Origin of the sequence: Streptomyces cirratus, from assembly GCF_014650775.1 — a bacterium.
In the GTDB taxonomy this organism is placed as follows: Bacteria; Actinomycetota; Actinomycetes; order Streptomycetales; family Streptomycetaceae; genus Streptomyces; species Streptomyces cirratus.
Genome location: NZ_BMVP01000004.1, coordinates 58,487 through 73,184, shown reverse-complemented (window position 1 = coordinate 73,184; position 14,698 = coordinate 58,487). Strand labels below are relative to the sequence as shown.

Below are 14,698 nucleotides of genomic sequence, written 5' to 3'. Positions count from 1 at the left end.
ATGCAGCAACACGACTTTCCGACAGGAACCCTGGCGGGCGTGGGAAACCTGGTGGACGGCTTCGCGAACTCGGTGCGTGCCTTCCCCACGCGCGACGCGGTCCGCTGCGGCGGACAGACCCTGACGTACCGGGAACTCGACGACCGGGTGAGCGCACTGGCCGCCGCACTGCTGCGGGCCACCGGCGAACCGGGCCGCCCCGTGGGCGTTCTGCTGGAGCGCTCGGTGGACATGATCGCCGCGGCCCTCGCGGCGCTGCGCACCGGATCTTCGTACGTGCCCCTGGACCCGGCGACGCCCAAGGCGCGGCTCGAACTGATCCTCGACGACGCCGACCCCTCCGTGGTGATCACGACGAGGGAGCTGGCCGGCTCGCTCTCCTCCGGCCTCCAGGTGGTGTGCGTCGACGACGAACTGCCGGTTCCCGCGCAGGAGCTGCCGCAGCCCGAGATCGTGGGGGACACCCGCGCGTACATCATCTTCACCTCGGGTACCACCGGCCGCCCCAAGGGCGTGCAGGTGTCCCACCGCAACGTGCTGCGGCTCTTCTCTGGTACGGAGGACCTGTTCGGGTTCGGCTGCGAGGACGTCTGGTCGCTGTTCCACTCCTTCGCCTTCGACTTCTCGGTCTGGGAGATGTGGGGCGCCCTGCTGTACGGCGGCTGCGTGGTCGTCGTGGAACAGGAAGTGGCGAAGGACCCGCGCACCTTCTGGGAACTGCTCCAGCGGGAACGCGTGACCATGCTCAGCCAGACCCCGACGGCTTTCAACCAGCTGACCGTCGAGGACGCCGCGCACGCGGCCCGGCTGCCGCTCCGCTGGGTGGTCTTCGGCGGCGAAGCGCTGCACTTCGCGAACCTGCGGCGCTGGGTCGCCAAGTACGGGGACGACGACCCGCAGCTCATCAACATGTACGGCATCACCGAGACGACGGTGCACGCCTCCTTCCGCCGGGTGCTGGAGCAGGACCTTTCCCAGGCCGCGTCCCTGATCGGCCACCCCCTGCCCGACCTCGGCTTCGTACTCGTCGACGACGAGATGCGCGAGGTGCCCGCCGGCGAGGTGGGCGAGATCGTGGTCACCGGACCCGGAGTGACCCTGGGGTACCTGGGGCGCCCCGACCTGACTCGCGAACGGTTCGTCGAGCTGCCCGGCCACCGCGGGCCGGGATACCGCTCGGGGGACCTGGCGCGGATCACCGACACGGGGGAGTACGAGTACCAGGGCCGCGCGGACGACCAGGTCAAGATCCGCGGATTCCGGATCGAGCTCGGCGAGATCCAGTCGGTACTGGGCGCGGTCACCGGCATCACCCAGGCCGCCGTCGTCGTCACCACACCCGAAGCCCCCTCGAACCCCATCGTCAAGGAACGCTCCGTCTCGGCCAGGATCACCGACGTCCGCGACCTCATTCGCGGCGGATCCCGAGGCAACCACCGCTCGGCGGAGTCCGGACCGAGGATCGTGGCCTACGTCGTGCGCGGCGCGGGGTTCGACGAGGCCGAGCTCTTCTCCCGCTTGCGCGAGCGGCTTCCGCACTACATGATCCCGGCCTTCGTGGTGCCCGTGGACAGCATCCCCATGAACCACAACGGCAAGGTCGACCGCAAGGAGCTGCCCGCCGCCTCCGCCGCGAACTGCCTGCGCGAGCCCGCCGCCGGAGCCCCGGGAGCACCCGCGGGAGGATCCGAGGACGCCCGGGCCATCGTGGAGATCTTCGAGGACGTCATCGGCATCACCGGCGTGACGGAGGACGACTCGTTCTTCAGCGTGGGCGGTGACTCGATCATGGCGCTGCAGCTGCGCGCCCAAGCCCTCAAGAAGGGCATCACCCTGGAGCTGCGCGACATCTACGCCCTCCAGACCCCGCTCGCCCTCGCCGAGGTGGCGGTGCGCGAGCAGGCCCCGGAGACGGCGTCCCCGAGCGTGGCACCGTTCAGCCTGCTCGGCGACGAGGACCGGCGCCGGATCCCCGCCGGGGACGTCGTCGACGCCTACCCCGTGGGCACGCTCCAGGCCGGCCTCCTGTTCCACAGCGCGTACGAGGCCGACGTCAACATGTACTGCGACATCTTCATGTTCCGGCTCAAGGCCGCCTACGACCACCAGGCCATGGAGCGCGCCGTGGCACGGGCCGTGGACCGGCACGAGATCCTGCGGACCACGTTCGACTTCAACGGCTACTCGGAGCCCCTCCAGCTGGTCCACGCCCACGCCGCAACCCAGGTCACGGCCCGGGACCTGCGCCACCTGTCTCCCACGGAGCAGGAGGCCGAACTCGACTCGTGGCAGCTGGCGGAGCGCGGGATCGGTTACGACTGGACGAATCCCCCGCTCATGCGGTTCACCGTCCACGAACTCGCCGACGACGAGTTCATGTTCTCCATGAGCTTCCACGACGCACTGCTCGACGGCTGGAGCGAGTCGTCCCTGATCACCGAGATCCTGGCCGACTACTGGGCCCTGCGCGGCGGAGCGGAGAAGGAACCGGCCGCCCGTCCCGTCCGGCGCTACGCCGACTACATCGCCCTGGAGCAGGAAGCGCTCGCCGACCCCGCCATCGAGGACTTCTGGCGGCAGGAACTCGAAGACACCACTCCGACGATGCTGCCCCGCCTCGTGGAGGGACCCGAAGACCGGCACCAGGGGACGATGGGGTTCCTCAGCGTCGACATCGATCCCGAACTGTCGCAGACCCTCGACGACATCGCCCGCGAGCACAACGTCTCGCTCAAGCACGTGCTGCTCGCCGTGCACGCCAGGGTGCTGTCCTGCCTCACGGGCAGCAGGGAGGTCGTGCTCGGCGTCGAATCCAACGGCCGCTCCGAAGAGGAGGGCGGCGCCGACGTGATGGGCGTCCACCTGAACGTGGTGCCGTACAAGCTGAACAGCCGGCAGGGCGCCTGGAGCGACGTGATCGCCGCCGCCTTCGCCAAGGAGCAGCAGCTACTCCCGGTCCGCCGCTTCCCGTACGCGCGCCTGCAGCGCCTCATCGACGTGCGGGAGCTCACGGACATCAGCTTCAACTACACCCACTTCCACAGCTACGAGGAGCTGGCATCGGCCACCGCCCTCGAAGTCCTCGACGCCAAGGCCTACATCCAGACGCACTTCACGCTGCGCACCGAGTTCAACAAGGACCCCTTCACCAAACTGCTGTCCCTCGACCTCGAGGCCAACATGCAGCGGATGACCGAGGAGCAGCTGCGCCTCGTCGGCGAGGTCTACCGCAACGCGCTCACCGATCTGGCCGCAGATCCCCGGTCGGTGCCGAGCCAGCGCAGGCTGCTCGGCGAGGAGCGGTGGCACCAGCTGCTCGACGGGTACGGCGAGCCGGCCGAGGCGCTCTCCGCGGACGGCTTCTTCACGGTGTTCGAGGAGACGGCCGCCGCCCACGCGCACCGCGTCGCGGCCGTGTGCGGTACCGGCACCATCACCTACCAGCGGCTCGCCGAGCGGGCCGGCTCCGCCGCGGCCGAGCTGCACGAGCTCGGTGTGGGGCCCGGGACGGTCGTGGGCGTGGTCGCCGAACGGAACATCGACTACCTGGTGGCGACGCTGGCCGTCATGCGTACCGGAGCGGTCTACCTGCCCCTTCCCGCAGGGCCCGTGCAGCGCGTCGCCGCCATGCTGCGGACCAGCGGCGCGGACCTGGTCCTGTGCGACGGGCGGACGCGGGCCGCGGCCGAAGAGGCCACCGGCGGTTCGGTGCGCGTGGTGGAACTGGGCCCGCTGCTGACCTCCGCCGAGGGCCGCGCACCCTACGCGGGCCGGCTGCCGGGCGGCCGCGACGACGCGTACATCATCTTCACCTCGGGCTCCACCGGCGAACCCAAGGGGGCGCTGCTGCGCCACGACGGCATGCTGAACCACATCCAGGCGAAGCTGGACGCGCTGGAGATCCGCCCCGGGGACCGGGTATCGCAGGACGCAGCCGCGACCTTCGACATCTCCGTGTGGCAGATGCTCGCACCGCTCGCCTCCGGCGCGACCGCGGTGATCTACCCGGACGCCGTCAGCCAGGACCCCTCGCGGCTGCTGCGGGCCGTCGCCGAGGACGGCATCACGGTGCTGGAGGTTTCCCCCACGGTGCTGAGCGTGTTCGCCGCGGAACTGGCGCACTACGGCAACGAGGCGTTCGGTCCCTTCGCCCTGCGCTGGGTGGTCTCCAGTGGTGAGACGCTCACCCCCAAGTGCGCCAACGCCTTCCGCAGGCAGCTGCCGGACGTACGGCTGCTCAACATGTGGGGCGCCACCGAGGTCTCCGACGACTGCACGCACTACGAAGTGGCCGGACCGTGCGATGAGCGGGCCGCCTCCGTGCAGGTCGGCCGACCGATCCGCAACGCCAAGGTGTACGTCCTGGACGACACCCGCGAACCCGTACCGGTCGGCACCCCGGGCGAGCTCTACGTCGGCGGCCTGTGCGTCGGCGCTGGTTACTTCAACAACCCGGAGCGCACCGCCGCCGCCTTCGTACCGGACCCGTTCGAAGGATCACCCGATGTCCTCGCCTACCGCACCGGCGACCGCGGCCGGCAGCTGCCCGACGGCGGTTTCGAGTTCCTCGGCCGGATAGACACCCAGCTCAAGATACGCGGCCACCGCATCGAACTGGGCGAGGTGGAACGGGCCCTGGCCACCGTGGAGACGTTGCAGGAGAGCGCCGTCACCGTGCGGGCCGACGGCGAACACGGCAAGCAGCTCGTGGGGTTCTACGTCCCCAAAGCCGTGCAGAACTCCGCCGCGGCCACGGGTGACACGCTGCAGAGGCTGGAGGTCTCACCCGTCGAACTCCGTGACCGGCTGGGCTCGGTCCTGCCGCGCTATGCCGTCCCCGACTACCTGATCGCCCTGGACGAGCTGCCCCGCACCCCGCACGGCAAGGTCGACACCAAGGCCCTCGCCGCGTGGGACCTCACCGACCTGGACACCCCCGCAGCGGACGACAGCCTTCCTCCCACACCGGCCGAGGCCGCTGTCATCGAGGTCTGGGCCGGGGTGCTCCGCACGGCCCGTCCGCCGGCACCCCTGTCCAACTTCTTCGCCCTGGGCGGACACTCGCTGCACGCCGCCCAGGTCATGGCCCGTCTCAGGGACCGGTTCGAGGTGGACCTGCCGCTGCGCCTGCTGTTCGAGAACCCGACCCCGAGGGCACTGGCCCAGCAGGTCGAGGAACTCGTCGGGACCCGGGCGGCGGGCACCGCGTCCACCTCGCGCATCACCCCCCTCGAACCGCGGCCGCGGGAGTTCCCGCTCGCCCGCAACCAGGCCAGCCTGTGGTTCCTGAACCAGGTCGACCCGCTGGACCGTTCCTACGAGAACACCACGCTGCTCCACCTGCAAGGGGAGCTCGACGTCGAAGCGCTGCGCAGCGCCGTCGACACCCTGGCGGCGCGCCACGAGATCCTCTCGATGCGGTTCGGCAACCGTGACGGCGTTCCCCACCAGACCCCGCAGCCCGGAGCGGCCGTCCGGCTCGACGTCGTCGACGCGTCACACGAGAACCCGGCCGACGCCGCCGCGATGAAGGCGTACGTCCGCCGACAGGCCGACGGCCTGCGCTTCGACCTCGCACACGGACCCCTCGTGGTGGCGCGCCTGTACCGGTTCGCGCCGACGCAGCACGTCCTGCAATGGAGCAGCCACCACGTGGTGTCGGACGGCTGGTCGACGGACGTCGCCATCCGCGAGATCACCGAGGCCTACCTTGCGCACCGCGAGGGCCGCGCCCCACGGCTGCCCGAACTCCCCGTCCAGTACGGGGACTACGCACTGTGGCAGCAGGACCAGCCGTCCGGTGCCGACTCCGCGCAGGCCGCGTTCTGGCGCACCTATCTGGACGGCTACCAGGGCGAACTCGCCCTGGTGACCGACCAGGAGCGCACCGAGGACCGCAGCCGGACCTCGGGCCACCGGGTCAAGGACTGGCAGCCCCTGATGGCGCGGCGCGTGGCCGAGCTGGCCCGGGCGCACAACGTCACCCCGTTCATGGTGTTCCACGCGGCCACCGCGGCCGTGCTGTCGCGCTTCGCCCAGCAGTCGGACCTGGTGATCGGGTCCGCCGTGGCCGGACGCGACCTCCCGGAAACGGCGGACCTCATCGGCTACTTCGCCGACACCGTGCCGTTCCGCTACCGGGTGGAACCGGCGGCAACGGGTGCGCAACTGCTCGACTCGGTCGCCTCCAGCGCGCTCTCGGCCCTGGAGCACCAGCAGATGCCCTTCCAGGAGATCGTCCGCCAAGCCGGCGGCACCCGGCGGACGCCCGGGGTCTCTCCGCTGGTGCAGGTCCTCGTCACCGTGGACAACTTCCCCCTCGACCTGGACGCCCTTCCCGGGATCACGGCCCGTCTGGAGCAGGTCCCGCCCGCAACGGCCCTCTTCGACCTGCTGTTCCGGTTCATCGAGGACTCCTCCGGGCTGCACCTCACGGTCCAGTACGACGCGACCCTGTTCACCCCCGTCACCGTCGAGCGTCTCGTCGACGCCGTGGACAGGGCCCTGGAAGCCCTGCTGACACAGCCGGACACCGAGCTGGGGGACGTCCTGCTGATCGGTGCGGAAGACCTCGCCGCCCTCCAGTGCGCCTGGCAGGAACTCAGCCGCGAGGAAGTCGACTTCGCACACCAGGCGGCACGTGCCGTCGAGTCCCCGCAGTGGCCGGACTTCCTCGCCCGGGTCGAGGCAGAGGGTCTCCTCTCAGCGCTGCTCCTGGCCCTCTGACATGGCAGCCAATCCGCTGGTCCAAGAAGGAAACCAACCATGACCTCAGATCGTGCAGACCTCCTCCGCCGCCGAGTGGCTCTCCGCGGCAGCTCCGGTCGGGTGACCCCGGACCCGGTGCGCTCCCTCGCCGGCGCGAAGAGCCTGGTCGAGGCCTTCGCCGAAACGGTCACCGCCTTCCCCGAGCGGGACGCCGTGCGCTGCGGCGGCCGGTCGCTGACGTACCGGCAGCTGAACGACCGCGTCAACGCGCTCGCCGCTGCGGTGCTGGCGCGGGGCGGCGACGCCTCGCGCCCCGTGGGCGTCCTGCTGGAGCGTTCGGCGGACATGGTGGCCGCCGCGGTGGCGGTGCTGCGAACCGGCTCCTCCTACGTGCCGCTCGACCCGGCGACACCACCGGCGCGTCTCGCGCTGATCCTGGAGGACGCCGCTCCTTCCGTGGTGATCACTTCACGGGAGCTGGCGAAGTCGGTACCCGCCGGCATCCCCGTGGTGTACGCGGACGGCGAGCTGCCCGCGCCCGGAGACCTCCCGGACGCCACCGGGATCGGACGGGACACCAGGGCGTACATCATCTTCACCTCCGGTACGACCGGCCGTCCCAAGGGCGTGCAGGTGTCGCACGGCAACGTCCTGCGGCTGTTCCACGTCTCGGAGCCGCTCTACGGGTTCACCCCCGACGACGTCTGGTCGCTGTTCCACACCTTCGCCTTCGACGTGTCCGTCTGGGAGATGTGGGGGGCGCTGCTGTACGGCGGCTGCGTCGTCGTGGTGGAGCAGGAGGTGGCCAAGGACCCGCGGGCGCTGTGGGAACTGCTCGCGCGGGAGCGGGTCACGATGATGAGCCAGACTCCCACGGCCTTCAACCAGCTGATCGCCGAGGACGCCGGGCGTTCGGAGCGCCTGCCGCTGCGCCGGGTCGTCCTCGCCGGCGAGGCCCTGCACTTCTCGGACCTGAGGCCGTGGGTCGCCAAGTACGGCGATGCGCAGCCCCAGCTGATCAACCAGTACGGGCCCACGGAGACGACGGTGTACGCGTCGTACCGCCGCGTGCGCGAGGCGGACCTGGCGCAGTCCCGCTCCCTGATCGGAGGCCCCCTTCCGGACCTCGGGTTCCTGCTGGTCGACGATGACGTGCACGAGGTGCCGCCGGGTGAGATCGGCGAACTCGTCGTAACCGGGCCCGGCGTCACCATGGGCTACCTGGCGAGTCCGGAGCTGAACCGGGAACGGTTCGTCGAGCTGCCGCACGGCGCCGGACGCGGCTACCGCACGGGCGACCTCGTCCAGCAGGCCGGTCCGGGGGACTACGCCTACCACGGCCGCAAGGACGATCAGGTCAAGATCCGCGGATACCGGGTGGAGCCCGGTGAGGTGGAGGGTGCCCTGCGCGCCCTCGACTCGCTCGCCGAGGCCGCCGTCACCGCCCGGGACCTCCCCCAACTGGGCACGAGCCTGATCGCCTACGTGGTGCCCCGCACGCCCGGGGTGACCGCGGTGTCGCTGCGGGAGCAGCTCGCGGCAGCGCTGCCCCCCTACATGCTCCCCAGCATGTTCATCCCACTCGACTCGCTGCCCATGACCCAGAACGGCAAGCTCGATCGCCGCGCCCTCCCGGACCCCGAGCGGGCCACCGCCCTGGGCGAGACGCAGCACGCCGAGCCGCAGGATTCCACGTCCGACACCACCGCCCTGCGGATCGCCGGGATGATCGCGGAGCTCCTGAACCTGGAGCGGGCCAACCCGACGACCGGCTTCTTCCAGCTCGGCGGTCACTCGCTCGTCGCGATCACGCTGCTGGCCCGGGTCCGGCGCGAGTTCGGCGTCGAGGTTCCGTTGCGCGACTTCCTGCGGGAACCGACCGCCGCCGCCCTGGCCGAGGCCGTTCGCAACGCCTCCCCCGAGGGACAGCACAACGCCGGCGGGGTGGAGCTGGTCAAGGCGCCGCACGGCTCCCACCAGCCGGCCACCGATCCACAGAGGCGGCTCTACTTCCTCGCGGCCCTGGAACCGGAGAGCGGAGCGTACAACCTGCACCAGACCGTTCTGCTGCGGGGCGACCTGGACGTGACAGCGCTGGGCAAGGCCTTCGGCGCCATCGTGGACCGCCACGCACCGCTGCGGACCGTCCTGCGGCTGGAGGACGTCCGGCTGGTCCAGGTCGTACGCCCGCCCGGCCGGTTCACCCTGCGGGCGCAACCCCTCGTGACGAGCCCGGGCGAGGACCCCATGGCCGCGGTGCGGCGGCTGTCGGCGCAGGAACTGGCACGTCCCTTCGACCTGGAGCAGGACGACCCGCTGAGGGTCCGCCTGGTCCGGGTCTCGGAGGGACTCCACGCCCTCCTGATCACCGCCCACCACGTGGCCTCGGACGGTTGGTCAAACACCGTGCTCAGCCGCGAGCTGGTGAGCCTCTACGCGCACTTCAAGCAGGATCCGGACGCATCGGACCTGCCGCTCGCGCCGCTGGCCTTCGAATACACCGACTACGCCCACAGCATGGACCGGTGGGCCGACAGCGGTGCCGCCGAGCACGACATCGACTACTGGCAGAAGCGCCTCGAAGGACTGCCCCTCGTGCACGGGCTGCCGCTCGACAAGCCGCGCCCCCGCAACATGACGTACGCGGGTGGCATCCACGAGGAGCCACTGCCGACGCCGCTCACCGAGGAGCTGCGCAAGCTCGGCCTCAGCGAGAACGCCACACCTTTCGTGCTCCTGCGAACCCTGTTCGCCGTGCTCCTCGCCCGCCGCTCCGGCGCCCCCGACGTCGTGGTGGGAAGCCCCGTGGCGAACCGGCGCCACGCCGAGCTGGAAGGGGTGATCGGCATGTTCGTGAACTCGGTCGTGCTGCGCACCCACGTGGACGGTGACCTCACCTTCCGCGAGCTGCTCGGGCAGGTCCGGGACCAGACCCTCCACGACCTGGAGCACCAGCACGTCCCCTTCGACCAGCTGGTCAAGCGGCTCAAGCCCGAGCACAGCGCCGCGCACTCACCCCTGTTCCAGATCATGTTCGCCTACCAGAACAACGAAGCGGCCCGGCTCGACCTGGAAGGACTGGAGGTCACACTGGTCCACTCACCGGAACAGGACGTACAGACCGACTTGGTCCTCGACGTACTCGAAGCGGAAGGCGGCCTCACCCTCCGCTGGCGCTACAACACCGACCTCTTCCGCGGCAGCACCGTCCAGGAGATGGCCGGGGACTTCGGCCGGCTGCTGCGAACCGTCCTCGACCACCCCGACACCGAGGTCTCCGCCCTGACCGCCGCACCCCGCGGCGCGGCCGGCGACACGGACACGGGCACGGGCACGGGCACGGTCCGCGGCCTCTTCCCCCTGCGGCAGAATTCCGCCGGCACGACAGCGGTGTTCGCGCTGCCCGGCGTACTCGGACTCGGGGCGTCCTACGTCCAGCTGTCCGCGCACTTCAGCGACCGGTCCTTCTACGCCCTGTCCACGAGGGACATCGCGCAGGCCCAAGGCGCCGCCCTGTCCATCGAATCCCTGGCGGGGGAATGCGCGCGCACCATCGACGAAGCGGCGCCCGGACGCAGGATCCACCTCGTCGGCCATTCCTACGGCGGCGCCCTGAGCCCCTTCGTCGCCGACGCGCTGCGGTCCCGCGGCGTCCGTGTGGAGAGCCTGGTGGTGCTGGACGCCCTGACGCCGGCCGCGGTCCAGCGCCAACTCGCCACCTCACGCACCGAACGCCTGCAGGCGTTCCTCGGCACGCTGGCGGACCTGTTCCCCGGCCTGAGCGCCTCCGCGTCGCAGGCCGATCCGGCCGCGCTGTGGGCCATGCCGGAGGACGCTCTGCTGGACAAGGTGGCGGAACTTCTCGGTCCGGACGCCCTCGCACTGCTGGGCGGCCAACTCCACGAAGCCCTCGACATGTTCGTCCGCATGTCCGCCCTCACCTGGCCGGCCGTACCGTCCGACGTGCCGCCCGTCCTTCTGATCGAGGCTGCCGAGGACAGCGGCCGCACGGCAGAGAGCCCGCGCGAGGGCTGGGAGCGGATCACGGCCGGCGGACTGTCCTGCGCGAGCGTCGCGGCGGGCCACGAGAGCATGCTGCGCCATCCGAACGCCCGCGACACCGCGCAGCTCATGCAGCGCTTCTTCCACCAGCACGACGCCCGGCTCAGCGAAGCCGCGCAGGGGACCCCACGATGACTACAGGCACCACCACCGCTCCGCCGCCACTGGCCCGGCTTCTGGTCGCCGGTTCCGGCATCATGATGCTCGCCAACTCGATCAGCATTCCCTTCCTCGCGGTCTTCCTCCGCAGGGAACTCGGCCTCGAACCCGGCACGATCGGTTTCGTCGTCGGCTCGTCGGTGTTCTTCGCGATCTTCGCGGGGCTCGTCGGGGGCTCGGTCTCCGACGTCCTCGGGCGCACACCACTGCTCCTGCTGTCGCTGGTCGGTGTCGTCGTGTCCTTCGTCGGCTTCTATTTCAGCCACAGCCTCGCGAGCGTGTTCGTCTTCAACGCGACGCTCTCCCTCAGCAGTAGTTCCTTCGGGCCCGTGGCCAAGGCGCTGCTCAGCGATCTGCTGCCGCAGGAGCGGCGCGTGAAGTGGTTCTCGTACCAGTACCTGGCCGTCAACATCGGCTTCTCGGCCGGCCCGATGATCGGCGCCTTCACGGGCCTCTCCGGCGGCCGCGAGACGTTCCTCATCGCGGCCGTGGTGTACGTCGGTTACTTCGCCCTGCTCGGCTTGACCATGCTGCTCAGGCCCTCCGACGCGGCCGGTCCCACACGTCACACGACCGATGAGAGCAAGCTCTCCGGCCAGGTCCTCGAAGGGCTCAAGGGAAGTTTCCGGGCCGTCGCGACGGACCGGACGCTGCTCTGCCTCATCATCGCCGGCCTGCTGCTGGAGGCGGTGCACAGCAAGATCTCCGGCGTCCTGGCCCAGCACCTCTCGCTCGGCTTCGAGGACGGGGTCAAGATCCTCAGCTACCTGCTGACCACCAACGCCGTCACGGTCGTACTCTTCCAGCTGCTGGCCTCGCGCATCTCCCAGAAGCTCGAACCGGTGCGGTCCATCGTGCTGGGCGGTCTGCTGATGTTCGCCGGAATGGCCGGGTTCGGACTGTCGGGCGAGGCATGGCAGTTCATCGTGGCGATGGTCGTCTTCTCCATCGGAGAGACCTTCATCATCCCGGCGGAGTTCGCGATCATCGACCGCATCGCTCCCGAGGACCGGCGCGGCAGCTACTTCGGCGCCCAGACCATCGCGCAGCTCGGCGGCTTCGTCGGCCCGTTCGCCGGCGGCCTGATCCTCGCCTGGTACGGCGGAACGGCCATGTTCTTCGTCCTCGGCAGCTTCGCCCTGTTCAGCGTCCTCATCTACCTCGTGGTGGGCCGGCGCATTCCGGGACTGACCCGGCGGGAAGAGCACACCACAGCAAAGGAGACGGTCTCGCATGAGCAGGCGTAAGACCCTTCGCGACTCCCTGCGCGACGTCCTCCGCGACCAGGCACTCGGCCTCCTCGCGGCACCGAGCCGATGGGCCCGGCCGCGCCACGGCACAATGAGGCACGAGGGCATCGTCGCGGGCGCGACCATCCGCCGGGACCACCGCGGCATCCCCTGGGTCGAGGCGGACAACGACGAGGACCTCTACTTCGCCGCGGGTTTCGCCCAGGCCACCGACCGCCTGTGGCAGATGGACGTACTGCGCAGAAGAGCCAAGGGGACCCTGTCAGAGATCTTCGGCGATGTGGCACTGCCCGACGACGTACGGGCCAGGAAACTGGCGCTCGAACGGGTCGCGAGGGCGTCCGAGGAACTCCTGAGCCCGCAACACAGGGCCGTCCTCGAAGCGTTCAGCCGCGGTGTGAACACCGCGGTACGGCGGATGCGCCGACGGGCCGGCCTTCCGGTGGAATTCGTGCTGCTGCGCTACCGCCCCGAGCCCTGGGCTCCCGTCGACTCCCTCGTGATCGTCAAACACCTGGGCTTCGACCTCGGGGTGAACATCAAGAACGAGATGTTCAGAGCCGGACTGACCCGCGAACACCCCTCGTACGCCGCGTCGTTCCTGCACCCGAAGTACCCGGACGGCGGCGCCGTCACCATCAGGCACCCCGTTGGACCGGGCGCCGCGGATCGGGCCGGAACCACTGACGACGCGGTCCCCTGCTCGGAACACGTCGACGCCCTCCCACTCCCGTCCCGTGACTGGCTCCAGGGGCTCCTGCGCGGAGAACACCCCATCGGTTCCAACGCCTGGGCGGTGTCCGGGGAGCGGTCCGCCACGGGGCATCCGCTCCTGGCCAACGACCCGCACATCCTGTTCACCCAGCCCAGCCTCTGGTACCAGATGGGGCTCAAGGTGTCCGGCCACGAGGAAGACGCCGCGGACGGCTACGGAGTGACCGTCCCGGGCCTTCCGGGTCTGATCGCGGGTGCCAACCGGGACCTCGCCTGGGGCATCACCAATTCCACCGTGGACACCCAGGACCTGTGCACCCTCGACTCCGTGAGCGACACCGAGCGCACCTGGGAGATCGAGAGCACCATCACCGTCCGCGGGGGAGCGGACGTGGTCGTCAAGGCGGCGGGCGGTGAGCGCCACGTGGAGATGGACTCGCCGGCCACGGATGACGCCGAAAGGTACGGGCTCTTCTGGAGCGGCCTCACCCCCTCGACGGAGATCGAGGGCTGCCAGCTGATGTGGCGCGCGCGCAGCTACGAGGAGTTCCGCGAAGCGCTGCGCGGCTTCGGAGTCCCGGTGCTCAACCTCATCGTGGCCTGCCGGGACGGAGACATCGCTCTCAAGACGGCGGGACTGGTTCCCGCACGCCGGCCGGGCAGCGGCCTCGCACCGGCGGCGTTCCGCGAAGTCGCCCGGTCCTGGGAGCGGTTCCTGGAATTCGATGAACTGCCGGAAACGGTCAACCCGCAGGAGGGGTACATCGTCTCCGCCAACCACAAGCTCGTCCCGGACCACGTTCCCACCCAGGTCGGTATCGACTGGGTCGCCCCCTACCGGGCGGAGCGCATCGAGGAACTGATACTCGGTGCGGGCCGGGTGACCGCGGACGACTGCGCCCGATGGCAGGGCGACACCGCCAACGGCCGCGCACGCCGTGTCCTGCCGACCCTGCTGGAAGCGCTGGACCGTCAGCCTCCCGAGGACCCGCTCGCCAGGACCTGTCACGAACTGCTGAAGGGCTGGGACGGCTTCGATTCGGCAGAGCAGGCAGCACCCCTGGTGTTCTTCCGCCTGACGCAAATCCTGGCGGAACACTGGGTGACCAGCAGACTCGGCGCCGATCTGGCCGGCCGGATGCCCGACATCTCCCTCCAGGTCGACCACCTCATTCTGGACGGTGGGGCCAGGAAGCGGCTCGGGGACCGAGAACCCCTTCCGGCCGTCGTGTCCCGCGCGCTGCTCGAGGCGGCCGGCCGGATCGCACAGGCGCACGGCACGCAACCCGGTCTCTGGCGGTACGAGCACGTCCACGTGCTGGCGGACCGGCACCCCCTGGCGAAGGCGGTACCGGCACTGGCCGCCCTCTTCGGCGGCAGGACCACGCCCGTGGGCGGAAGCGGTCATTCGGTCTGCCTCATGACCCCGGACCGGCAGGGGGCCGTCGTGGAGGGCGCCCCCTGGCGCTTTGTGGCCGAGTTGGCCGTACCCGGCCCCGAGCTCCGGGACGTCCTCAGGCACGGCAGCTCCGGGCATCCCCTGTCCCCCCACTACGAGGACCAGACGGACGCGCATTCCGCCGGCCGGCTCTACCCCGTGGACCTCCAGGGCCCCACCGCGCGACCGGGCCCGGTGCTCGCCCTCCGGCCGCGGCGCTGACCGGCCGCCGTCCTCGCCCGTCAGGGGACGCCGGCGAACTGGCCAGGCGGTGCCCGGGCACCGGGGTGCGCCCCGAGCCACTGGTCGCCACCGGCTCAGCCGCCCGCTCCGCAGCGGGCGAGGCCCAGTACCTGACCGGCCCTGC

4 protein-coding genes are annotated in these 14,698 nt (G+C 70.4%); all 4 read left to right on the top strand.

Going from position 1 to position 14,698, the window contains the following annotated elements:
• Positions 1-39 precede the first annotated feature (39 nt).
• The 4 genes from IE207_RS12925 to IE207_RS12910 are packed head-to-tail and all read left to right on the top strand — an operon-like array spanning position 40 to position 14,553.
• Positions 40-6,726: a non-ribosomal peptide synthetase gene (locus tag IE207_RS12925; RefSeq protein ID WP_190184295.1), complete on the top strand. Its 6,687-nt coding sequence runs from the start codon at positions 40-42 to the stop codon at positions 6,724-6,726.
• A 39-nt stretch (positions 6,727-6,765) separates the two neighbouring features.
• Positions 6,766-10,905, top strand: coding sequence for a non-ribosomal peptide synthetase (locus IE207_RS12920; protein WP_190184294.1), 4,140 nt, complete (start codon positions 6,766-6,768; stop codon positions 10,903-10,905).
• Positions 10,902-12,176 (top strand): MFS transporter, encoded by a 1,275-nt coding sequence (locus IE207_RS12915; RefSeq protein WP_190184293.1) that lies wholly within the window; start codon positions 10,902-10,904, stop codon positions 12,174-12,176. Before IE207_RS12920 ends, IE207_RS12915 begins: the two co-directional genes overlap by 4 nt.
• Entirely contained in the window at positions 12,163-14,553 is a 2,391-nt protein-coding gene (locus IE207_RS12910; protein ID WP_190184292.1) for a penicillin acylase family protein, read from the top strand. The genes IE207_RS12915 and IE207_RS12910 overlap by 14 nt, the downstream gene beginning before the upstream one ends.
• Positions 14,554-14,698 lie beyond the last annotated feature (145 nt).